Here is a 23,461-nt window from a genome sequence, read left to right on the forward strand (position 1 = left end):
GCGACGGTGTTCGAGCCCGGTCGCTCGCGTCGGCGAAGCAATGCCGGCCGTGCCGAGGACGCTACCGATTGTCGGCACACATTCCCGCACCTCACGGCCGCGAAGTGCATGTCGGCGCGGCACAGACGCACGTCACGTCGCCCTCGCTCTTCCCACCCTTTGCGAGGGACACTTGCCAAGGAGTTCGACCAGCCGTGTCTCGCATCCGGAAAACGCGTACCCGCGCCGCTGCGAGATCATGAACGTCAGCGGGCGCATGTGCCATGCGCGCCGGCGGAGCTCCACCAGTGCTCCCTTCGCGAGGTCTTCCTCGACCATATGGCGCGGCATGTGCCCCCAGCACAAACTTCCTCTGAGCAGGTCGTGCTTCGCGCCGAGATCATTCACCCACCACTGGCGCTCACTGGCGACCCCTTGCTGGGTCTTTTCCGCATCGGGCTGATTGTCGGTAACGACGAGCTGGATGTGCCGGCCGAACTCCTCTCGCGGGATCGGCTTCGCCATTGCGGCCAGCGGATGCGATGGCCCACATACGGTCACCATTTGCGTATCGCATAGATGATGCCGTTCGACGGTGTCCGGGCTCAGTTCGGGCACGTCCGTGATCGTCACCGCCAACGCGCACGTGCCCTGGAGAACCAGACGCTCGCCGCCCTGCATGGTCGTCATGCGCAGATTGATTGCAACCGTCGGGAATTCCGCCTGCAGCGTGCGCAGGCATTCGATCAGATGCGCACGCGAAAAATAGGTGTCCACGGCGATCGACACCTGCGGGACGCCGGCTTCGGCAATCGCAACCGCACGCATCTTCATTTCCTCGGTGCGCGAGATCACGCCGCGCGCGTCGGGCAGGAGGCTGCGGCCAGCGGCCGTGAGCGTCGCCTTGCGCGTGTTGCGCTCGAACAGCATCACGTCGAAGGCACTCTCGAGCGCGCCGATCGCGTGGCTGATCGCCGACTGTGCACGCCTCAGTTCCCTTGCCGCGCCGGAAAAGCTTCCCTGGTCGCACACGGCGACGAACGCGCGAAGTTGATTGATGGTGACGTTGTCCAGCATAGGTATCTAAAAAGTAGATGGTACTTATAGATATTCAGTCAATTGGCTTCATGAATCAAGCACGCCAGAATCGAGCTTGTCGCTTTTGCTTCCAAGGATGCATGACATGAACAGACTGAATGGAAAGACCGCCGTGATCACCGGCGGCGCAACCGGCATCGGCCGCGCTGCGGCAAAGCGCTTCATCGACGAAGGCGCTTTCGTCTTCCTCTTCGGCCGCCGGCAGGCGGCGCTCGACGCGGCGGTGGCCGACCTGGGGCCCAATGCCCGCGCGGTGAAGGGCTCGGTCTCCGATCCGACCGACCTCGACCGGCTCTACGCGGCGGTCAAGGCGGAGCGCGGAACCCTCGACATCGTCTTCGCCAATGCGGGAACCGGCAGCCCGCTTCCGCTCGGCCAGATCACCGCCGAGCACCTCGACGCCACCTTCGACACCAATGTGAAGGGGACGATCTTCACGGTCCAGAAGGCGCTGCCGCTGATGGGCCCGGGCGGGTCGATCATCCTCACCGGCTCGAGCGCCGGCACCACGGGCGCCCCGGGGTTCACGGCCTACAGCGCGAGCAAGGCCGCGGTGCGCAATCTCGCCCGGACTTGGGCGGAGGACCTGAAAGGCACCGGCATCCGGGTCAACGTGCTGTCGCCCGGAGCGACGGCGACCGAACTGGCCAAGGAGGCGCTGGGCGAAGAAGGCCAGAAGACCTACGGCGCGATGACGCCGCTCCAGCGCATGGCCGAACCGTCGGAGATCGGGGCGGTGGCCGCCTTTCTTGCGTCGCCGGACAGCAGCTTCATGACCGCCAGCGAGGTCGCCGTCGACGGCGGCCTGGCACAACTCTGAGGAGAAGCACCGCATGACCCAATCGCTAAAGGGCAAGACGGCGCTCGTTACCGGCGCATCGCGGGGCATTGGCCGCGCCATCGCCGAACGTCTTGCCGGGGACGGCGCGACAGTCGCACTGACTTACAACGCCAGCAAATCCGGCGCGGACGAAACGATCGCTGCCATCGAAAAAGCGGGAGGCACCGCGTTTGCGGTCCATGCGGACCTCGTCGATCCGGCGAGCGTCCCGGCCTTGTTCGAAAGACTCGACGACGCGCTCATCAAGCGCAACGGCAGCAGAGCCCTCGACATTCTGGTCAACAACGCCGGCAATTCCGGCTGGCTCGGCTTCAAGGACGCGACGCCGGAGAGTTGGGACACGCTGATGGCGGTCTACGCCCGCGCGCCCTTCTTCATCACTCAGGCCGCGCTGGATCGCCTCGCCGATGGCGGATGCATCGTCAACATTTCTTCCGCTGCCGCGACGAAGCCCGTCACGGCAGCGCCCGTCTACTCGATGGCGAAAGCGGCCATCAACACGCTGACCCATACGCTCGCCATCGAGCTTGGGCCGCGCGGCATCACCGCGAATGCCGTCGCACCCGGCTTCACGCGAACGGATGCGAACGCCGCTTTTCGCGAGAATCCCGAACTCGTCAAGGCAACCGAGGCGCAAATCGCGCTGGGCCGCTTTGGCGAGCCTTCGGAAATCGCCGCCGTCGTCGCGTTTCTGGCTTCCGATGACGGCCATTGGGTGACCGGCCAGACGATCGAGGCGAGCGGCGGTTACAAGCTCTGACCGCACCGGAAAACGAAGGAGAAACATATGCGTTACGCAATCATCGGCTTCGGCAAGATCGGCCACGCGCTTGCCAGGGCGTTCGCCCGCAACGGCATCGAAGTGGCCGTTGCAACCACGCGCGACCCGGCAAGCTTTGCGGCCGACGCGGCCGCGATCGGGCCGACGATCACGCCCACGACCCTGGCCGAAGCCGTCAAGGCGGACGTCATCTTTTTGGCTGTTCGTTTCGAGTCGCACCCGGCGGTCGCGAACACACTGGCCGACTGGAACGGGAAGACCGTCGTCGACGCGATGAACACGCAGGCCCCGCTGGACGAACTGGACGGTCTCCCGTCCTCGGCCTTCGTCGCGAAAGCGTTCGCCGGCGCGAGGCTGGTGAAAGGCTTCAACCATCTGGTCGCCGCCGTCCTTGGCCAGGACCCGGCCGTCCACGGTGGCAGGAGAGTCGTGTTTCTGGCGAGCGACGATGACGAGGCCGCGGCGGAGATCGGTGCGCTAGCGGAAAAACTCGGCTTCGCGCCGATCCGGCTCGGCGGACTGTCGGAAGGCGGATGGCTGGTGCACGCGCGCGGAAAAAGCTGGGGACACCTTATCTTCAAGGATCTGATCAGCTTTGACTGACGAGGCTCGGTTCACGCGCGTTTCGCCGAATCGAATGGATCGTTGCCGAGCGGCGCCGACGCCCGAACGGCGACGTGCGGGAATGACCGCTCGCGGCCGCGTGCCAACCTATCCTGTGTGCAACACGGCCGGATCGATTTCGCGCGCGGTCAGCCCGAATTTCGCCATGCGAGCGCGATGGTCCGGCGAGCCGAGATATGAACGAAGTCGTCGATTAACCGCCGTCAGAAGATCGCGGTTTTCCCGGTTGAACGAAAACGCGCCCAGCGGAGGCGTCCACTGGCCGCCGTTTACCTCCGGCTCGTGCGCGACGTCCTGGATCATCGAGCCGCCTATCCGGCTCGCAACGATTCGATTTCCCAAAGCCGTGCTCGCATAGGCATCGATCGCACCGGAAAGCACGGCCGCGATCGCGTCGGCCTGCTGTTCGAAGACGACGATCTGCCGCCGACTCACGCCCGACGCGATCGCGGAATCATGCTGCACCTGTCCTGCAATGATGCCGAGACGCACATCGGGACGTTCGGCGATCGACGCATAGCTGCGGAGCGCTCTCGGGTTTCCGGGCCGAACCAGAAAGCCGTCCCCGATTCCCCACACCGGCACGCTGAACGCGACGGTATCGGCACGCTTCGGCGTCACGAAGAGCGGCACGTTCATGTCCCAGCGACCTGCTTCGACGCCGGGCAGCAATTCGCTGAACGTCGTCGGGCAATACTCGATTCGGGTGGCGCCTATCTGCCGGAGAATCGTCCCGGCGAGCTCGAGATCGGCGCCGGTAGCGGTGCCGTCCGCCTCGGTCCAGCCGAACGGCGGTTCTTCGATGTACGCAACGGTCAACTTCATCGCTTTCTCTCGCAAGCCGAAGAATCGATCGGGAATTCATCAGCTTACCGTGGGAAGTCGAAGTCCATAAGCGTCGACAAAATTATTCCGGGTGTAAGCAAGTTGGCGACATTTTCTTGACGCAACCGCCGAGGGTACGCGATGTAACGGCAAAGCAGCCATTGGAGTGACCCACTGCGACCACCCAAGCGAGTGGCGGGAAATGGCCGGAAGTCGCCGGTCGGGCCGCACCGGGCGTTGACCGGCGACTTCCGGCCGAAGCGGTCAGTCGGCCTTGATATGAAAATCGTCGATAATGTTTCGTAGCAACGGTAGTGCACTCAGGAAGAATTTCACGACATGGACTCCGCCGATATCATGCACGTTTTCGAGTTGCTTATCGCGCTAGCCGCGATCGGCCTGCTGGTCAGCGGCCTTATGCAGAGCAGAATCGCCGCCAAATTGCAGAGCCGCTATCCGGGAGAAAGCGCGTTCCTTGGAAAGGACAGTAAATTCAACTACGCGCCGATTATCTGGCTGGTGAGCGGTGACTATAGATCGCTGAACGACCCACAAATTGATAGCTGGGCGCGCGTAGCAAGGGTGGCACTGCTTGTTGGTGCTTTAGCCTTATTGCTGTTTTTCGCGCTGCTCGCGTACGGACGATATCGCGCGCACTTAATGTAGATGATCGCTTGTCGTCAAATTTACCGGCCGCTTCAGGTCGGAAGTCGCCGGTCGGGCCGCACCGGGCGCCGACCGGCGATTTCCGGCCAATATCCGTCATTCGTCGGCGTGTGCCGGCAAACGCTCGACCGGTCGCTTCCCGGTGCACTGCAGACGTTCAGTCGCAGATCGCGCTTGTCGCGCACGTCGCGCTATCGCGCCGATGCCGCTTGTACTAGTCAATTCCGTGACTAGACTGGATCAATAGCGCCCGGGCGTGCTTCAGCGGCAGCCGTCCGTCGCGAGTCAGTGGACCGTTGGCGCTCGCGTAAATAGCACCATGCAGGAGGACATGTGAAACGCTTCAATCTGGCGCCAGGAAAGAGCATGGCATCGAGGCGGGCAGGGAGCGCGATGGCGCGCGCGGTTCTGCTGGCGTCCTCTGTCTTCTTCACGTCAGGGCATGCCGAGCCGGTCGTCACGGGGCCGCTCAGCGTCGACGGATCGCTCGTCGTTCTCGGGCCGGTTACTGTCGACGGCTCGCTGACGGTGGCTGGTGATATATCCGCTCGCGGCCCGATCACCGCAGCCACGATTGAACGGATTCCTCCCGACGGGCATGTCATACGCAGACGTCAGGGCGAAAATACGTTTCACGGCCCGCTCACCGTGCATGGCCCGCTGGCCGTGCACGGTGATCTGGAAGCACATGGACCGATTTCCGTTGGCGGCGCCATCGGCGCCGTTGGGACGGTTGACGCTGAGGGTCCGATTACGGAGCGTCGTTGAATACGCGTCAGCGGAGATAGCACTCATTCTGTTGACTCGGTCGGTCGACGCATCTCGCAGCATCCACATTCGAAGCGTTCCGGGCACCCGGCGATGCGCTCGATTTCGGCCAGAAGTGGTCGGTCGCCCCCGCACGAAACAGTCATTCAGTTTACCTGCGCGGGCAATGCACACGAGACTTCTGAACTACGCTGGCGCGTCGTGTGCTAAAAAGATTTCACTATCGCAAATGGCTTCCGTCAGGATTGACTGCTTCATCGTCTTTCCTGGAAGGGTAGTATTTCTTCTTCTGCCCAAGCTCATAGAAGAGTGTGCCGTGAATACCGCTCACCTCCTTCTTCTTCACCGGACGAGCCCATATCTCGGCGAAAGCAGCATTCAACGACGCCTCATCGGATCGGCCATAAACCTCGTCGATGAATGCAATGTCAGTCTCGTTCGGAAATATCAAATCAAACTGCTCGTCTGTCGCTGCAAAAATGTCATAAACACAATTTTCTGCGCCGTCAATGATCTGAATATTTTTCATTTCTGAAGCTGACCTCCAAGCAGCATCTGGCCCGCCAGATGCTGCACCATTCTGCGCGATCACGGTAGGGTATGGACTTGAACGACCGTCTCCGGCAGTCTGCAGCCAGACGCGTTCGGCTGTAGTCGACCCTGAACAGTCGCCGACGTCATCCAGTTCGTACGTTCTCTTGCGACGCATCTTCGGCCACAGCGTCGCGCTGATGTCGTGCGGCAAGCGTCCTGATTCGTTCGGCGACTTCACTGTCGAGCGGCGTATAGACGATCAAGCCCAGGTCTGGCCGACCGTCAACGGAAAGCGCCGAGTACTCCAGCTCGACCCGACCCAGCGTGGGATGATGAAGTCGCTTGACGTTGTCTCCTGCGCTCGGGTCGAGTACCTCGTTGTCCCGCCACAGCGCGTCAAACTCCGCGCTACGATCGCGCAATTCGGCAACCAGCTCGCCGACCTCGGACGCGAGACCCGCGCGAGCCACATCTGCTCTGAACGCGCCTACCACGACACGGGCGACGCTTTCCCAATCGTGCTGCTTCTCACGGACGGCGGGAGTGCGGAACAGGAATCGGAGAATATTGCGCTGATCGGGCGGTAAGGTCCCGTAATCAGTCAGCACCACCGCGGCCGCAGGGTTCCAGGCAACGACGTCCCAGGTAGCGGTCTTGATGATCGCCGGGCTAGCGTCCAACGAATCGAGCAGCCGCTGCAACCGAGGATTGACAGTATTGATAGGGTTATAGCGGACCTCGGGCGGCCGCCCAAGCCCGAGCATGAAAAGATGCTCGCGCTCGGCAGGCGTCAGCATCAGGGCACTGGAGATCCGGTCCAGCACCTCCGCAGAAGGCGCACCGCCACGCCCCTGTTCAAGCCATGTGTACCACGTCGGGCTGATATTAGCGCGCTGGGCAACCTCTTCACGGCGTAGTCCAGGCGTTCGCCTGCGCCCGGTAAATCCAAAGCTCGCGGGATCAAGGCGCGTCCGCCGGCTTCTCAGAAAATCTCCAAGCGACCTGGGCGTATTGACTGACATAGTGAACCTGTTAGTCACTTTACTATGATGAGGTCACTACTTTAACGGGATAACAAATGATCGGATAGTGGACACCTGACGACCAAGGAGGCTTCACCATGCGTATTTTCCTGACAGGTGCGACTGGCTTTATCGGTTCGGCGCTCGTCCCCGAACTCATTCAGGCCGGTCATCAGGTGATTGGTTTGACGCGCTCGGACGCGGGAGCGCGAGCACTCATCGACGCGGGCGCCGAGCCGCATCGCGGCACGCTCGATGAGCCGGAAAGCTTGCGCAACGGCGCGGCAAAGGCAGACGGTGTTATTCACCTGGCGTTCGACCACGATTTCACCCGGTTCGCCGAGAATTGCGAAAAGGACAGGCGCGCGATTACCGCACTCGGCGCCGCACTCGCGGGTTCCGATCGACCGCTGATTATCACGTCGGGGACCGGAATGGGCGGCGGCCAGCACGGCGAACCCGCGACCGAAGACGTCTTCAATGCCAGTCATCCCAATCCGCGCATTGTCTCCGAACTGACGGGGCAGACTCTGCTACAACAGGGCATCAACGTGTCAGTGGTACGACTGCCGCAAGTTCACAATCCGTTTAAGCAGGGCCTCATTGGGCCGCTTATCGACGTGGCTCGTGAAAAAGGTGTAGTTGCCTATGTCGGTGACGGAAGCAATCGCTGGGCGGCCGGCCACCTATCCGACGTCGCGCGTCTCTACCGGCTCGCACTGGAAGCGCGCGAACGGGGCGCGCGTTATCACGCTGTCGGCGAGGAGGGCATCAGCAGTCGCGAAATTGCCGAGGCGCTGGGTCGAGGCCTTGAATTGCCAGTTATTTCGATCGCCCCGGCGGAAGCCGCAGCGCATTTCGGATGGATGGGGATGTTCGTCGGACTGGATATGCCCGCCTCGAGCGCGTGGACACAGGCGCGGTTGGATTGGCATCCGACAGGACCAACACTGATCGAGGATCTCGACGAAGCGCGGTACAGGACATAAGCGTCGTTTTTGAGTTGCACTGCACGACGTTTTCCAACTCCAATTTCGTGCCATGAGCGGGGTGAATGCCTTGCTCAGGTCGAGTCCGACCATTTCATGCACTCGGACCGCTCCCGCGTGCACCGAACGACGAGGCGGCCCAAGCCATCTGGTCGCGCCGTGCCTTCGCTTCCACCCGTTTGCGCGGCAGATTCCCCTGCCCCTGTCCCCCTCGGACCGCTCCCACCGACCGAAGCCGAATCACATCCGGCACCGATTCTGAGCCATCTGACGCCAAATCGTCAGAATCCGTAAAACGTTTGCGCGAGACTTCCGTAACCTCTCGTTTTCCCCTAAATTAGCGATGCCTTTGGCCGTCCGGCCTGGCCGGCAGAACCTGAGACGAAGGAAGAACAATGAGTTTCGCTCCGAATGGCGGTCTTCCGACCGGCCTCGGCGGCAGCCCAATGGGGGCTTTGACGCCGATCAGCAGCGCCCTGGGCGGCCTCGGCGGCTCGCTCGCCTCCGGCGTCGGCGGCCAACTGGGCCCGCTGGCGGGCTTGGCCGGGCACGTCGACACCCTTCAGCGCGCGACGCAGCTCGCGCAGACCGGCTTTTCGCTGATGGAAAAAACGCCGGGCGCGATCGCTGAGGCACTGAACAACGCGACCGGCACCGCGCGCCTGACACAACTGAATCGCTACGCGACGATCGATACGCCGCTCGGCCCCGACGTGCTGCTGCTCAGCGCCGCGATCATCGACGAACACGTCAATCGCCTGCCGGAAATTCACGTCGACCTGCTGTCGCACCAGCACGATCTCACGCCGGATCAACTGATCGGCCAGCCGGTCAAGCTCAAGCTCGACCACAACGCGCGACAGTCCACGCTCGAGCGCATTGTCGCGGCCGGCGCGACCGACAACGATCGCTATTTCGACGGCTACGTGTCCGCGTTCGACCGTGTCAGCCACCCCGGCCGCGTGACCCAGTACCAGATGACGGTGGTGCCGTGGTTCTGGTTCCTGACGCGCTCGACCGACTGCCGGATCTTCCAGCACAAGACTGCGCAGGACATTCTGAACGAGATCTACCTGGAACACGGCTTTTCCGACTTCGTGTTCGACATTCGCACCGAGCAAAAGCCGCTCGAGTATGTCGTGATGTACCAGGAGTCCTATTTCAATTTCTGCACGCGCTTGATGGAGCAGGAAGGCTTGATCTGGACGCACCGCTACGAGAAGGACAAGCACTTCCTGGTCATCGGTGACACGAACCTGCTGTTTCGGCCGATCGACGGGCTCGCGACCGTACCGTATGCCGCCAGCCAATCAAGTGAGTTCAACGGCATTGACCAGTTGTACGAGGGCCGTCGCTTCGGGGTCGGCAAGGTCACATACCAGGACTTCAATCACCAGAATCCGTCGTCGCCGCTGATGCGAGTCGAAGCCGGCCCGGAGAACCTGAAGCACGCGCGGCTCGACTCGACTGAGCGGTTCGAGCATCAGTCGCTGTACGACCACGGCGACGACGGCAACCGATATGCTCGACTGGCCATGCAAGCCGAGGAAGCGCAGGCGCACCGCTACGCGGGCGGTGGCTATGCGTGGCGGATGACAACCGCCGGGTGCGTGACGGTCACCGACCACCCGGTGCCGGCGAACAACCAGGAATACGTGATCCTGCACGTGCGCCACGAAGTCGTGAACGACTATACGCAGCACGACACGAAACTGCCCTATCGCAACAGCTTCGCGCTGCTGCCGAAGAAGATTTCGTACCGGGCGCCGCGTATCACGCCCAAGCCGGTGATCCACGGCACGCATTCGGCCAAGGTGGTTGGCCCGAAAGGCGAGGAGATTCACACCAACGGCAGCTGCGTGAAGCTGCACTTCCCCTGGGATCGGCGCGGCAAACAGGACGGCTCGGACTCGATGTGGGTGCGTGTGTCTCAACCATGGGCGGGCGACGGCTGGGGCGCGGCAGCGATTCCGCGGATTCACCAGGAAGTGTTGGTCGCCTTCAATCAGGGGGACCCGGATAATCCGGTAGTCGTGGGCCGCGTATACAACGGCGAGCAAGGCAATCCGTACCACGGCGCCGGCGGTCAAACGATGGGGATCAAGAGTCAGACGCACAAGGGCGCGGGCTCGAACGAGTTGCGTTTCTCCGACGTGAACGGCCAGCAGGAGTTCTTCATGCACGCGCAGAGGGACATGAATACCGTGGTTGAGAACAGCGAGACGCACAAGGTGCTCGGGCCGCTGCGCACCGTCCTGGTCGCAACCGGCAGCGAAGAAAAGCAGATTCCGCAGGGCAACCTGACCGAGACGATCGCCGAGAAGCGCAGCACCACAGCCACTACCGTCGAGGTGACGACGCCGGCGAAGGACGGTGGCGGCGGCACGCAGGTCTACATGGCCGAGCGCGGCATCTTGCTGCAGGTCCAGGACAGCTCGATCTCCCTTGCACCGGAAGGCATCCGCCTCGAGCACAAGGGCTCCGTGATCCTGATGACCGACGACGGCGTGATGGTCAACGGCAAGCGCATCGACCTCAACAAGTAACGCGAACACTCACCACTACGGCCTGCCATGCACTACGCTATCCACGAAGGCACCTTCGAATTGCCGGACGCGGCGCTCGACCGCACCGTCAACATGCTTATTCTTCCGATCGGGACGGGTGGCTTGAGCCTGGTCGTGTCGCGCGGCCGACTGCGCGACGCGGAGTCAATCGACGCCTTCGTCGACCGGGAGTGGGAACTGGCGTCGCGCACCGCCAAGGACCTCACTCTGCAGACTCGACGGTCGGTGACGGTAGGACGGCCGGAATGCCCGGGCGTCCAGACTGAATCCACGCACGAACAGGACGGCCGCTCGTTTCATCAACACCAGACCGCGTTTCAGCTCGACGCAGGCGGCCAGGTGATCGTCATGACGCTGACCAGCGCGGCGCCGCTGACCGACGAGCAGCGTGCGCTCGCGAACCGGATGCTCGAGAGTTTCGAGCCGCGCCCTCACGGTCCCGCGGCGCCCTCGCTCGTTTCCGGTAGCCACCGCCCATGAGTCAGCCCGCCGCGCGTAAGGACGATCCGTTCACCCACACTACCCTGATGGGTGACCTGATCGGCATGGGGGGCTCGCTGCTGGGCGGCATGGGCATCGGCTGGCTGCTGACCGAGGGCGCCCTGCTTGCTGCGGCCGCCGTGCTGGAAGTCGGCACGGCCGGCCTGGCTACGCCACTGGTGCTCGCGATTGGCGTGGGCGTTGCCGCCACCATGCAGGCCTCGGGGCTGAACGACAAGATCGACGAGGCCGCGAAGGGGCTCGGCAATGCGATTTCACCGCCGCAAGAAAAAGGCCACATCAAGAGCGGCTCCCCGGACGTGTTCATCAACGGCGAACACGCTGCGCGTGCGGCGGACGGCGCCGACATGGATACCGTCGAATGTCAGGACCATCCTGGCCCGCAAATGATCGCGCAGGGTTCGGAGAGCGTCTACATCAACGATTTACCCGCGGCACGCGTCGACGACAAGACCACCTGCGACGGCACGATCTCCAAAGGATCTCCCAACGTGTTCGTGGGTGGCGGCACGAAAACGGTACGCGATATCAGCGCGGCGCGGCCGTGGGTTGCCTGGCTCGGTATGGCGATCGGCATTGCGCTCGCGCTGTGCGGGCGCGGCAATATGAAGTGGAGCAACCTGAAGGGCAAACTGCCGTGCCTCGGGATGGGCCTATTGGCCGGTCTTGGCGGCACCCTCCTCGGCAGTCTGATGAGAGGCCACCCGGTCAACGTCATCACCGGCGGCAAGATCCTGGACGGCGCTGACGACACGGACTTCGAACTGCCGGGCCCGCTGCCGATCGTCTGGCGGCGCTTCTACAGCAGTCACGACGATCGTGCGGACAGCCTGTTCGGACCCGGCTGGAGCGTGCCGATCAGCGTCGAGCTGCAGCTTGTGCGCGACCGCGGCGAGGTCGTGTCGATCACCTACTGGGACGAACAAGGCCGCGACATCGTGTGCCCGGCCGTGTCGCCCGGTGAAAGCCACTACAGCGTGCCGGAGGGCATGTATCTGATCTGCACCGCCGGCGGCCACTACGTGGTCGAAACCGTCGACGGCCTCTATCGCGACTTCGGGCGTGCGCGGGCCATTGCGGACACCGAGACGCTGAAGCTGCGGCGCCTCGAGGATCGCAACGGCAACTGGATCGAAGTGACGCAAGAAACGGCCGGTGACGTCATCCGACCGGCCCGGTTGCACGACAGTGCTGGGCGCGTGTTGACGCTAGCCTACGACGATGCCCACCCGCAGCGGATCGCCGCGGTCGAGCTGACGCTCGGCGTCGACGGCGAACAATCTGAGACGCTGGTGCAATACGCGTACACCGACGCCGGCGAGTTGGCCGCTGTAACAGACCGCAGCGGGCATACCGGCCGGAAGTTCGCGTACGAGCACGGCCTGATGGTCCAGCATACGCTGCGCGGCGGCTTGCAGTGCTTCTATGCCTGGCAGGGTACAGGCCGCGACGCCCGCGTCGTGCGTCACTGGACCGACGACGGCGAAGCCTACACGTTCGATGCGGATCTCACTCAGCGCGAAGTGACGATCACTGACCAACTCGGCCGCATCACGCGCTGGGCGTGGAACGAGGATCGGCAACCGACTCATCACGTGGATGCGGAAGGCCACGTGTGGCTGCTCGAGTGGAACGCGATGCGCCAATTGATCAGCGCGACCGATCCAGCCGGCCATGTGACGCGCTTCGAATACGACGAACGTGGCCGTCAGACCGCTCGCATCGACGCGCTCGGCCAGACTGCGCGTACCGAGTGGAACGGTTTTTATGACCTGCCGGTCGCGGAAATCGACCCGACCAATGCACGCTGGATCTACCGTTACGACACGCGCGGCAACCTGACGATGACGCGCGATCCAGCGGGCTTCGCCACTGAATATCACCGCGACGAGCGCGGCCTCGTGCACACGATTCGCGACGCACGCGGCGGCTACAAGTTCCTCGCATGGAATGCGCGCGCGCAGCTGACCTCCTATACTGACTGTTCGGGCAAGGCCACTCGTTTCGAGTACGACACGCGCGGTGCACTCGCGCGCGTGACCGATGCAGCCGGCCATGCCACCGTGTACGAAGCCGATGCGATGGGCCGCGTGACGGCAATTGCGACCGCCGACGGCGCACGCCAGACGTTTCATTACGACGACGCCGGCAGGCTCGTCGAAGTCGTCGATCCGAACCAGCGTCGTACACGCTACGAACTGAATCCGCGCGGCCTGCTGTTGTCGCGCATTGATGCGGCCGATCGTGTCGTGCGCTTCGGCTACGACAGTGCGTTCCGGCTCGCGAGCCTGACCAACGAGAACCGAGAAACATATCGCTTCCGCTACGATCGCCGCGACCTACTGATCGAGGAAGTCGGGCTCGACGGCAACGCGCGCACGTACGAATACGATATGCGCGGGCTGGGCATCGCGCTGCGCGAGGGAAAGCTCCAGACCATATTTGAACGAGATGCGATCGGGCAGCTCGTCGCCAAGCAAGCCACACGCGAGCGCTGTGAATACCGTTACGACAAGGCGGGTCGGGTCGCAGCGGGCGAACTGTACGCGCTCACGGGTCGCAAACCGTCGCTGAAGAATCGCGTTACGCTGAAATACGGCGCGCGCGGCGAGGTGCTCGAGGAGTACACGCCGACAGGATGGCTGGCGCACACTTACGACGAGCTCGGCAATCGCATCAGCACCACTGTCTCGGGCGAACAGACGATCGATTGGTTGCATTACGGCTCTGGCCACGTGCACCAGATCCGCGTCGACGGCGCCGCGATCGCCGATATCGAGCGCGACGATCTGCATCGCGAGGTGCTGCGCACGCAGGGGAAACTGACCAGCCAGTTCGGCTACGACGCCGTTGGTCGCCGTGCGCGAGCGGCGGCGCAGCGCGGTGCATCGGCGGACGTATTGCTCGCCAAGCAGTGGCAATATGACGCGGCGGGCGACGTCGTCCAGAAGCGTGATCAGCGCTACGGTACGACGAGCTACAGGTACGACCCGACCGGCCGCATTGAGCAGGCGACCGGGCCAGGCCTGCCGTCCGAGGTGTTCCGCTGGGATGCCGCCGCAAACCTGGTATCGAGTGACCACCCGGGCGGATACGTCGAACACAACCGGCTCAGAATGTTCGAGGACAAGCGCTTCGAGTATGACGCGTACGGGCGGCTCGTGCGCAAGCTGAGCGGCCACGGCCCCGCCAGAGAACAGACGCTCGAATACGACGACTGGAATCAACTGAAGACCGTCGTGACGAAGGACCGGCTCGGCGTGTCGACCACGCACTTCGAATACGACGCGTTCGGCCGTCGTATCCGCAAGCTCAACGGCAGCTATACGAGCACGGATTTCCTGTGGGACGGCATGCGGCTCGTGCAGGAGACGTATCACGACCGGCGCGGCGAAGAGGCATTGACGTATCTCTACGAAGCGAATAGCTACGCGCCGCTCGCACGGATCGATCACGCGGCGCCGGCGGCCAACGATGCGGAGGCTCGGGATGCGGTCTATTATTTCCACAACGACGTGTCAGGACTGCCGGAGGAGCTGACCGACGCCGACGGAGAACTGGTCTGGCAGGCCCGCTACAAGGTGTGGGGCAACGCCGTTCGCGAGGAGTGGATCGCCCGTGCGCCGCAGCGACCTGCGGCTGCATGGGGCGAAGTGCAAGCGGCGGGGACACCGGGCCATGTGCCGCGGCCGCAGAACCTCCGATTCCAAGGCCAGTATCTAGACCGCGAGACCGGGCTGCACTACAACACGTTCCGGTTCTACGATCCGGATATCGGTCGCTTCATCAACCCCGACCCGATCGGGGTGCTGGGCGGGATAAACTTGTACCAGTACGCGTCGAACCCGTTCCTCTGGATTGACCCGTGGGGCTGGGCTGCCGATAGATTGCCGCGCTCCAACGGTCGTTGGGATGGAGAGCCGGGGAATAGCAACTGGTATTCCGACAACGCAAAGGTAAATGCGGTTACAGGTGGTGACCCAATTCCGTTCCAAGGCGGCCGCCCCGATTTCTCCGCGTGGTCAAAGGGCAAGCTAACCTTCGAGGAAGGGGTGCTTAACGGAACGAGAGGAGACTTCCCGGCGGTCTACGCAGAGCTTGGCCGCATCAAAGGCATTAGTGCCAACGCTGCCAAGAACCTCTTGAAGGAGAAAGGGCTTACCCCACATCATTTGAGTACCACCGAGATTCAGTTTATTCCATCCGATCTCCACGGGAATGTTCCGCACACGGGATCGGCAGCGGATATGAGGAAGGCGCGATGCTAGACAAACTTTCGCAACTTGGTGCCACACCGATTGACGCGCCGGAAAACAGGAAGGCGCAACTTCTGGCGACCGTTGAATCCGAGGTTGGCCCACTTCCGGATGATTACCGAAAGATGTTGCTGTATTTCGGAGGCGATATCGAGTTTAAATCGTTCATCAAGTTTCGCTCTGACGAGCCGTCTCCGTGGGCTGCAAAAGACGGCACGGATTCCGTGGAGATGCTCTACGGGCTTTCGAGCAAATACGGATCGTCGATACTCGAAATGTTCGACACCTACAAGGGACGTATTCCCGCCGATTGGATCCCGATAGGAGAAGCGCCGGGGGGGAACCAAGTGTGCTTGAAGGTCCGTCCGTCGGGCGGCGATCAATCCATTGGATTTTGGGACCACGAAAGTGAGGTAGGCCCTGGCTTACCACCAAGCAGTGATGGCCTCACAATAATCACGAATTCCTTGCAGGATTTTATCAACCGTCTCACTCCGGAAGATCCGCCCGATGCGCCACGTGCTGTAAAGGTCGATCTCCAGTTCTGATGTTCATAAGAAGGACAATCTCTTCGATTCATCGTAGCGACTGGCCCCCCGTAACATGAGGAGTCGACCGTTGAGTCCTGATGCAGCCGAATCGGATGCCAACACTCGCTTTCGATTGGCTGATGCATTGAGTAAGAGCGCGCTCGCTGACGATGCACGTTATGAGCGCTTGCCTGCTTTCGTCCGCTTCCGCGCGACAGGCGCGGCCAAAGCGTGGGAAGCGTGGCACCGGGTCGTCGAACAAGGGCCGAACAACGTATCGGAGATGCTGCGCACGCGCTCGATCGTCGCACTGGTCAACCAGTTTGACGAACTTGCAAAACGGCTGCTTCCATACGGTACCCCCGAAATGATGCCGGACGAGGCGGGAACAGTTGCCGCGCATAGTGCGATCTGGCAGGCGTTCGAACTGCGGAACGGGGTGATTTTCGAACCCACTCCGCCCCTGCATCGCCTGCTCGACGACGCCTACATTTCTGACGATGTGCCGATCGGTGTCGTCGAGTTTCCCGCCGACACACTGTGCATCATTCCGGAGCCCTCGTCGTGGGGCAAAGGCGAGCGTAGTGACGCCACAATCTTTTTCAGGAACGGGCAGACCTTGGGCTGTGCCACTTGGATCATGCGCCTTCACGACGGCCAGCGAGGCGCGACGATTGACGTTGTCGAACTTCCGCTGGACAAGCCGGATCGGACCATCGGCGCGTTGCTCGACGAGGTCTGCGGATCGTCGGAAACCTATCAAACGCTCCGCGCGTATCTGCGTGAATCGATCGACTACGCGGTCAAGATGCTCCTGTATCTCAAAACCCGCGACGCATACGTGGTCCACGAGCGCCCCTACTCGGATGCATCGCGATCGTTCCCTGGACTGGGTCAGCGAAAGCGGAACGAGCGCCTGGCCGAAATCGACATGCTCTACGATCGCCACCTTATCGGGCCCGCGATTCTTGATGTCGAGTCGGCAGGCAGTGTGCCGACGGAAGGTTCGGTCCACGAGGTTCGCGGTCACTGGCGCCGCCCGCATTTCCGAATGCAGCCGCACGGTCCGCAGGCATCGCTGCGCAAGCTGGTCTTCATTGGGCCGACGATCGTGCGGCCCGACCGCCTCGGTCTGTTGTGATGGCGACTGTACGTTGACGCCGTGATCCTCGACGAGCTCGGCTATCTGCCCTTCACGCAAACCGGTGGGGCCTTGCTCTTCCATCTGTTCTCGAAGCTTTACGAGAGGACGAGCATCATCGTGACGACGAATCTGAGCTTTACCGAGTGGTCGAACGTCTTTGGCGATGCGAAGATGACGACGGCCCTACTCGACCGCCTAACGCACCACTGCCACATAGTCGAAACGGGGAATGATTCGTGGCGCTTCAAGAACAGCACGGCGAAGCCGGTGATCGTGATCGCAACGCCGGCGGACTTCGCGGCCGTCGCGGACGCGTGACGACTCGAACGGCGGTTTCACGTCGTCACCTGAAATGGATATGACGGACGACCTGACTACGAATCGGCGCAGAACACATTTCCGCAAAGGATGAGAAAGGCGAGTTTTGTCGCCAATGCCGCACGATTTAGCGCTGGACGAATGCGCGGACTTTCTCAGACAATGCATATCGTCTGATCAAATTCAGGGATTGCGGTTTCGCAGCCCGAATTGTCAGATATCGGTAAGGTGATGCGCAGTTTCCGGCCACCCATGGGCCGGTGCCAGAATCGACTTTTATAAGCGAGCCATCATGTTTACTTTGCAAGCCAGAGAAAACCAAACCTTCTTTGCGCGCGTCCATCCGGACGGGAGCGTGTGTGTCGACGTCATGACTCAGGATCAGGCTAACGCAGATCCTAACTGCCACTTCAACTGGGAAGGCGCAACACCGTTTGCTGTGAAGACGGGCGATGGGCGAATCGTAGGGTACGGTGGCCCCCCGGGCAGTGGCATCGGCGGCTTTCTAGAACACCCTGGAATTTATGCCTATAGTGACGACCCCAACAACCGCTTAGGTAGCGCCGAGTCCAACACCCGCTTCGGTATTACCGAGTTCGACCACTGCGATGCGTGGCTGGAGCTAAGTTTCACATTCGAGTCTGCCAAGCTGGCTTTTCCGGTTGAAGGGGGGCAACCGCTCTATCTACGTGCAAACAGCGATGGTGACGATGACACCGTTTTTTACGCGAACTTTGTGCCATCGTGATCCGTTAGTACGCCCCCGGCTACGCGATTCAATCGCTGGAGGCAAAAAGCCCGCATGTGCGGGCTTTTCTATTCACCCCCACATTGAACCAGTTATTGATTCCCACCTCGAATCTGTCAGCCTTGTGAGCCCGACTGCCGTTCAACGCCCGGTCGCGCCAGGCGCTTGCACATCGAGAATTAAAAGGCCCTTTCCTGAGGGGGAACCGACGCTTGAGTGTCTCCGCGACGGTGCACATGAACGGCTCCTCGTGGCCGGCTGCAGTCGGACGTGTTCGGCTGTAGCCGACCCGAAGTGGACTGTCAACTCTCCCAATTTCGGTCGTTCGATGTAACGCTCAGAGATTACGGTATGCCAGGTATGAGTCGGGGCCGACTGTCGCCAAATACGGATGGCAGTCGCCGGCCCGAGGGCAATCTACGCGCTGAGTGGAAGGCGTTTGGTCATTGGTACGCAGGCCAATTCCAATCCACGCGAAGTGGTCAACGTGATGCTGCGTGCCGAATAGCGAAATGCCGCTGATTTCTTCTATGCCCGCATTTATTAGCCGGCCATCCAGATGGCGAACCTCAAGCGATCGCATGCGGGCCACTGCGCACTCGTCGGCCAAAGCAACTTTTCGCAGTCACCTGGGCACGCCCCCCCGGCAGCAAACTGCTGCAACCTCCGCCCCCCGGCGATACAGCAGCACCATCCCACAAGCCCCCGAGTCGAACCCCGCCCGAAGCCAACACATCCCCGGCCCCCGCTCCCCGCCTCACACACCTCTCGGCAGCCGCACCGCGAATACGGTTTCCGTCTGATCGGACCGCGCGTCGATCCGGCCGCGATGCGCCTTGGCAATTTCGTTGGCGATGAACAAGCCGAGTCCCAGGCCGGTATCGTCACCCGTTCTGTCCGAACGATCCGCGCCGCGCTGGAGCGGATCGAAGATGCGGTCCAGCGTGAGCCGATCGATGGCCGGGCCGTTATTGCCGACCTCGACGAGCACTTCCGCGCCGCCCGCCTCGGCCATCACCCGCACCGGTGTCCCGGCCGCGCCGTACTTGACGGCATTGCTCACCAGATTGCTCAACAGTTGCTGCATTCGCTGATCGTCCCAATCACCTCGCAGATCGCCGCTCATATCGAGCGTAATTTCGCGATCGGGATGACCTGCCCGCAATTCGTCCACCACGTTGACGAGCACGTGCGCGAGATCGATCTTGCGGGGAACGACGTTGATGCCCAGTCCGAGCTGGGTTCGATTGAAATCGCAGAGATCGTCGAGAAGGCCGTGCATGCGGGCACCGCTTCTGATCACGCGCGCGGCTGCTTCCGATACCTCCTCACCTGCATTGAGCGCGGCGAGATACGACGCCGTGACCTGGATCGTCTGCAGCGGCGTGCGCATGTCGTGGCCCAGCATGCCGAGGAGCAAGTTGCGAGCCTGCTCGATCTCTTCGGTAAAAAAGGCGACGGATTCCGCCAGCGCCTGATCGATCGCCTCGTTGAAGCGAATCACGTCGTCCAGATGGGGCACGCTCGGTCGACACTCGTCGATCCACAGGCGCAGCACGCTGGCGCGCAGCGCCCGATACTCGGCTGCCAGCTGGTTGATGTTGAAACCCCGCCGGGCGCGCAGGGCGGCATGAGTCTGGGCGGCCGTCTCTCCGGCATTCACTGGCTCGGGTGCGTGCCCCAGCGATTTTTGGCGTTGCGCTTCCCTCGTTTGCGGCGTCGCGATGTCCTTGGCGACGGCGGTCAGAATCTCACGCGCGTGATCGCGTAGCCCGATCGAGTTCATGTTCCGCGCGGCCGGTAGCAGGGTGGCGGCGAACGCTTCCCACTGCACCAGGATCGGTTCCATGTTCCGTACGATGAAATCAGCAAGCCGCATGTCGCCCCTCACAACGGAATGAACGATGGACACTGCAGTCGAACCGCACGATATCACGTGAATATCGGCGTCAGCCGGCGATTCGATCGCCGTCGTCGTTTCCGCCCGCGCGGGCGGAGAGCGTCGAGCGGCGGCTTCGATCGACCGCGCCCGCCGGCCACCGTCGACCGCCGGGAGCGGCATTCGGCACCTTTGAACGATATGCTGCTGAATTGACGGTCGCGACAGGGCCGAAGCGACCTTCGATTCGCACGCACGTCACGTCGGGCGGCTAGCATTGCCGACAATCGGTGCGGCGATGCCGTTCGATTGCGGCGGAGCCGGCAGCACGAACCTTGCGACGCGCTCGTTCGACTTCCATCCCGACGCCGGATTCGGCCACATTTTCCTGCCACGGCCGGCCGCCGGCACGAAACTGCACATGCCCAGGAAAAAATCCAGCCTCTGGTTGCGGCCTCTCGACCTGTTTGCCATCGCGACCGGCGCGCGCCCGAAGAAGCAGGTCGGCAGGTCGCGGCCGGCTGTCAAAAAGGCGACCCAAAAGGCCGCCCCACGGACCGTCAAGCCGGCCGCCACCGCCCGTACCGCCAGACGGACCGGCTCCGCGCACGGTGCGCGCGCCCCGTCGGCCCGGCCGCCCGGCACTTGGCTCCGCTCGTTTCACTCCGCCGGCCCGAGCGCCGGCCTGCTCGTGAACCATCTGGCGTACGCGCTGTATCTCCCCGTCGCCCCGGCGGCAACCGCGGGCATGCCGGCCGTCGTGATGCTGCACGGCTGCAAGCAGACCGCCGAATCGTTCGCCGCGGGCACGCGCATGTGCCGTCTTGCGGAGCGGTCCGGGTTCGCCGTGCTGTTTCCCGAGCAGGCCAAGACGGCCCATGCGCACCGCTGCTGGCACTGGCATGGCGACGCGACCCAGTCCGAAGCCGCGGCCGTCGCGTCGCTGGTCGACGCCATCGTGCGGCGACACGGCTTCGATCGCGACCGGATCTACGTAGCCGGCATGTCCGCGGGCGCCGGGCTCGCCGCGGCGCTGGCGATACGGTATCCCGACCGCTTCGCGGCGGTCGGCCTGCACTCGGGCCCGGCGATCGCGCCGCCGTCGTCGACGATGGCCGCGATGAGCCTGATGCGTCGCGGCATCCGCGACGATCCGATCCATGTGCTCGACGCGTGCACCGACGTCGCGTCCTATCCCGGCATGCCGGCGCTCGTCGTCCACGGCGCGCTCGATACGGTCGTGACCGACCGCAATGCGACGCAGCTCGGCATCGCGTTCGCGCGACTCAACCGGCTCGTCGACGAACACGGCGCGATCCGCGTCGGCGAGCAACGCCGTTACGCGCAGGACGAGGCGGACTACATCGATTATCTGAAGCGTGGACGGCTGGTCGTCAGGGTGTGTGTCGTTCGCGGGCTGCGGCATGCATGGAGCGGCGGAGATCCGGACGAGCCGTTCCATTCCGCCACGGGGCCGGACGCGACCGCGATGTTCTGGCATTTCTTTCGTCGTCAGCGCCGCAAGCGATCGGCATGACACACGACGCCCGCGACCGCTCGCCGTCATGGCGTCGTGTCGTCACGCCCGTTGCTCCTGCGCTGCCGCGTGCGCGCGGTCGCCGGCGCGTCGAACCGGCAACCGTATCCGGAAGGTCGTGCCGCGCCCCGGCTCGCTGGTCACGTCGATGGTGCCGCGATGACGCTCGACGATGCCGTGCGATACCGACAGTCCGAGCCCCGTGCCCTGCCCGACCGGCTTCGTGGTGAAGAACGGATCGAAGATCCGCCGCGCGACGTCGGGCGTCATGCCGATGCCGGTATCGCTGATCGCGATCGACACCTGATCGCCGTCGCTCGACGTGCGGATCGTGATCACGCCGCGCTCCGGAATCGCTTGCGCCGCGTTGACCAGCAGGTTCATGAAAACCTGGTTCAACTGCGACGGCAGGCATTCGACGTGCGGGACATCGCCGTAATCGCGCACGATGTCGGCCTTGTACTTGAGTTCGTTGTGGACGACGTTGAGCGTGCTCTCGAGGCCCGCATGGAGATCGACCACGCTCCATTCGTCGCTGGCCGGACGCGAGAAATCGCGCAGGTCCTGCACGATGCGCCGCACGCGTAGCGCGCCGTCGATCGACTCGTCGATCAACAGCGCGATCTCGTCCCGGACATAGTCGAGATCCGCCGCGCGGCGCACGGCCGCCAACGCGTCGCGGGTGGCGGGGTCGAGCTGCGGCAGCACGGCTTCATGTGCCGCGACCACGTCGAGCAGGCTGCGCACCCATGTCTTCAACGTATTGAGGTTCGCGCTGACGAAGCCGATCGGATTGTTGATCTCGTGCGCGACGCCGGCCGCGAGCTGGCCGATCGACGCGAGCTTTTCCGACTGCAGCAACTGGTCGTGCGTTTCCTCGAGCGCATGCAGCAAACGCCGCTGTTCGTCCTTTTCCTGTTCGAGCAGCGCGTGCGCGGCCTTGCGTTCGTCGATCTCGGCCGCCATGTTCTCGCGCGTGCGTTGCAGCATCCGTGTCGTTTGCTCGTAGCTATGCAGCGCGCGTTCGAGTTCGCTGGTTCTCACCCGCACGAGCCGTTCGAGCGTGTCGGTCATCCCGCGCAGAAAAGTTGTGCGCGCATCGAAACGGCACACCAGCAGCGTGACGACCAGCGTCGCCATCGTAAACAACGCGACCGTCGTCGCGAGCCACGGCGCATCGACCCCGTTCGCGGCGCCGCACCGTGCATCCGGCGCGAAATGCGCAGCCGCCATCGCCGTGTAGTGCATGCCGGTGATCGCGATGCCCATGACGACGGCCGCGCCGATGCGCTGCGCGGTCGCATGGCGCGCCTGCTGCATGCGCAACGCCTGCGCGATCCACAGTGCGGCCGTCGACGCGATCGCCGCGATGCCGATCGACGCGGCGAACAGCGCGGCATCGTAGCGAATGCCGGGCTGCATGTGCATCGCGGCCATCCCCGTGTAATGCATGCCGGCGATCCCGCCGCCCATCAGCACGCCGCCCGCGCACAGCCGCCACCAGGCCAGCCGTGCGCGCGTGACGACGTTCAGCGCGAAATACGATACGAGCACCGCGATCGCCAGCGACGCGCCGGTTTCCTGCCATGCATAGCCGAGCGGCACCGGCAGCGAAAACGCGAGCATGCCGACGAAATGCATCGACCAGATTCCGGTGCCCATCGCCGCCGCGCCGCCACCGAGCCATGCGCGCTTGAGCTTCGGATTGTCGAGCAGCGAGATGAACGCGGCGAGGTCGAGCGTCGTATAGGACGCAAGCGTCGCGATCGCGAGCGACAGCAGGACGAGCGAAACGTTGTAGATGCCATGCATGATCGGACGCCCGGAACGGGTTGAATGCATCGCCGCGGCGCG

The 23,461-nt window shown here is 63.0% G+C and carries 19 protein-coding genes and 1 pseudogene; 14 read left to right on the forward strand and 6 right to left on the reverse strand.

Features of this window, described 5'->3' with window-relative positions; translation table 11 throughout:
• Positions 1-132: 132 nt before the first annotated feature.
• The gene (locus tag WS89_RS22775; RefSeq protein ID WP_059793660.1) at positions 133-1,056 is read right to left on the reverse strand and encodes a LysR family transcriptional regulator; all 924 of its coding nucleotides are present in this window, start codon (positions 1,054-1,056) and stop codon (positions 133-135) included.
• Between the two features lie 106 nt (positions 1,057-1,162).
• Between WS89_RS22775 and WS89_RS22780 the strand changes: the two genes are divergently transcribed.
• From WS89_RS22780 to WS89_RS22790, 3 genes are read left to right on the forward strand one after another with little or no spacing between them, the layout of a single operon-like run.
• Entirely contained in the window at positions 1,163-1,897 is a 735-nt protein-coding gene (locus WS89_RS22780; protein WP_059793662.1) for an SDR family NAD(P)-dependent oxidoreductase, read from the forward strand.
• A gap of 13 nt (positions 1,898-1,910) precedes the next feature.
• Positions 1,911-2,678, forward strand: a complete 768-nt coding sequence (locus WS89_RS22785) for an SDR family NAD(P)-dependent oxidoreductase (RefSeq protein WP_059793664.1) — start codon at positions 1,911-1,913, stop codon at positions 2,676-2,678.
• Between the two features lie 27 nt (positions 2,679-2,705).
• Positions 2,706-3,302, forward strand: coding sequence for an NADPH-dependent F420 reductase (locus tag WS89_RS22790; RefSeq protein ID WP_059793666.1), 597 nt, complete (start codon positions 2,706-2,708; stop codon positions 3,300-3,302).
• A 108-nt stretch (positions 3,303-3,410) separates the two neighbouring features.
• On the opposite strand, the gene WS89_RS22795 is transcribed toward WS89_RS22790, so the two are convergent.
• On the reverse strand, positions 3,411-4,148 hold the full coding sequence (locus WS89_RS22795) for a transporter substrate-binding domain-containing protein (protein WP_059793667.1): 738 nt from the start codon (positions 4,146-4,148) through the stop codon (positions 3,411-3,413).
• Between the two features lie 339 nt (positions 4,149-4,487).
• Here WS89_RS22795 and WS89_RS22800 point away from each other — a divergent pair, with 339 nt between their 5' ends.
• On the forward strand, positions 4,488-4,814 hold the full coding sequence (locus WS89_RS22800; RefSeq protein ID WP_059793669.1) for a hypothetical protein: 327 nt from the start codon (positions 4,488-4,490) through the stop codon (positions 4,812-4,814).
• A 333-nt stretch (positions 4,815-5,147) separates the two neighbouring features.
• Positions 5,148-5,582, forward strand: a complete 435-nt coding sequence (locus WS89_RS33000; RefSeq protein ID WP_257128204.1) for a hypothetical protein — start codon at positions 5,148-5,150, stop codon at positions 5,580-5,582.
• A 220-nt stretch (positions 5,583-5,802) separates the two neighbouring features.
• Here WS89_RS33000 and WS89_RS34705 read toward each other — a convergent pair whose 3' ends face one another.
• Both WS89_RS34705 and WS89_RS33005 read right to left on the reverse strand, forming a co-directional pair.
• Positions 5,803-6,327, reverse strand: coding sequence for a hypothetical protein (locus tag WS89_RS34705; protein WP_257128208.1), 525 nt, complete (start codon positions 6,325-6,327; stop codon positions 5,803-5,805).
• Entirely contained in the window at positions 6,260-7,138 is an 879-nt protein-coding gene (locus tag WS89_RS33005; RefSeq protein WP_082741945.1) for a helix-turn-helix transcriptional regulator, read from the reverse strand. The genes WS89_RS34705 and WS89_RS33005 overlap by 68 nt, the downstream gene beginning before the upstream one ends.
• Before the next feature lie 98 nt (positions 7,139-7,236).
• Here WS89_RS33005 and WS89_RS22820 point away from each other — a divergent pair, with 98 nt between their 5' ends.
• The 8 genes and pseudogenes from WS89_RS22820 (at position 7,237) to WS89_RS33955 (ending at position 18,191) form a co-directional block, all read left to right on the forward strand.
• Entirely contained in the window at positions 7,237-8,127 is an 891-nt protein-coding gene (locus tag WS89_RS22820; RefSeq protein WP_059793675.1) for an SDR family oxidoreductase, read from the forward strand.
• Between the two features lie 395 nt (positions 8,128-8,522).
• Positions 8,523-10,673, forward strand: a complete 2,151-nt coding sequence (locus WS89_RS22825) for a type VI secretion system Vgr family protein (protein ID WP_059793678.1) — start codon at positions 8,523-8,525, stop codon at positions 10,671-10,673.
• 27 nt (positions 10,674-10,700) lie between these two features.
• Complete coding sequence (locus tag WS89_RS22830) at positions 10,701-11,174, forward strand: DcrB-related protein (protein ID WP_059793680.1); 474 nt, start codon at positions 10,701-10,703, stop codon at positions 11,172-11,174.
• A complete protein-coding gene (locus tag WS89_RS22835; protein ID WP_257128205.1) occupies positions 11,171-15,463 on the forward strand; it encodes an RHS repeat-associated core domain-containing protein in 4,293 nt (1,430 codons plus the stop codon). Before WS89_RS22830 ends, WS89_RS22835 begins: the two co-directional genes overlap by 4 nt.
• A complete protein-coding gene (locus WS89_RS22840; RefSeq protein WP_082741946.1) occupies positions 15,457-15,999 on the forward strand; it encodes an SMI1/KNR4 family protein in 543 nt (180 codons plus the stop codon). Before WS89_RS22835 ends, WS89_RS22840 begins: the two co-directional genes overlap by 7 nt.
• Positions 16,000-16,069: 70 nt before the next feature.
• Positions 16,070-17,122, forward strand: coding sequence for a hypothetical protein (locus WS89_RS22845; protein WP_179949880.1), 1,053 nt, complete (start codon positions 16,070-16,072; stop codon positions 17,120-17,122).
• A gap of 6 nt (positions 17,123-17,128) precedes the next feature.
• Positions 17,129-17,443 (forward strand): annotated as a pseudogene (locus WS89_RS22850) (ATP-binding protein); the annotation flags it as partial.
• Positions 17,444-17,735: 292 nt separating this feature from the next.
• The gene (locus WS89_RS33955; RefSeq protein ID WP_156440599.1) at positions 17,736-18,191 is read left to right on the forward strand and encodes a hypothetical protein; all 456 of its coding nucleotides are present in this window, start codon (positions 17,736-17,738) and stop codon (positions 18,189-18,191) included.
• A gap of 757 nt (positions 18,192-18,948) precedes the next feature.
• Here the strand turns inward: WS89_RS33955 and WS89_RS22855 are convergent.
• Entirely contained in the window at positions 18,949-20,070 is a 1,122-nt protein-coding gene (locus tag WS89_RS22855) for a sensor histidine kinase (RefSeq protein ID WP_059793686.1), read from the reverse strand.
• 421 nt (positions 20,071-20,491) lie between these two features.
• Here WS89_RS22855 and WS89_RS22860 point away from each other — a divergent pair, with 421 nt between their 5' ends.
• On the forward strand, positions 20,492-21,607 hold the full coding sequence (locus WS89_RS22860; RefSeq protein WP_059793699.1) for an extracellular catalytic domain type 1 short-chain-length polyhydroxyalkanoate depolymerase: 1,116 nt from the start codon (positions 20,492-20,494) through the stop codon (positions 21,605-21,607).
• Between the two features lie 42 nt (positions 21,608-21,649).
• Here WS89_RS22860 and WS89_RS22865 read toward each other — a convergent pair whose 3' ends face one another.
• A complete protein-coding gene (locus WS89_RS22865) occupies positions 21,650-23,419 on the reverse strand; it encodes a histidine kinase (protein WP_059793701.1) in 1,770 nt (589 codons plus the stop codon).
• Positions 23,420-23,461: the final 42 nt, after the last annotated feature.

The sequence above is a fragment of the Burkholderia sp. MSMB1072 genome (assembly GCF_001524725.1).
Classification (GTDB): domain Bacteria; phylum Pseudomonadota; class Gammaproteobacteria; order Burkholderiales; family Burkholderiaceae; genus Burkholderia.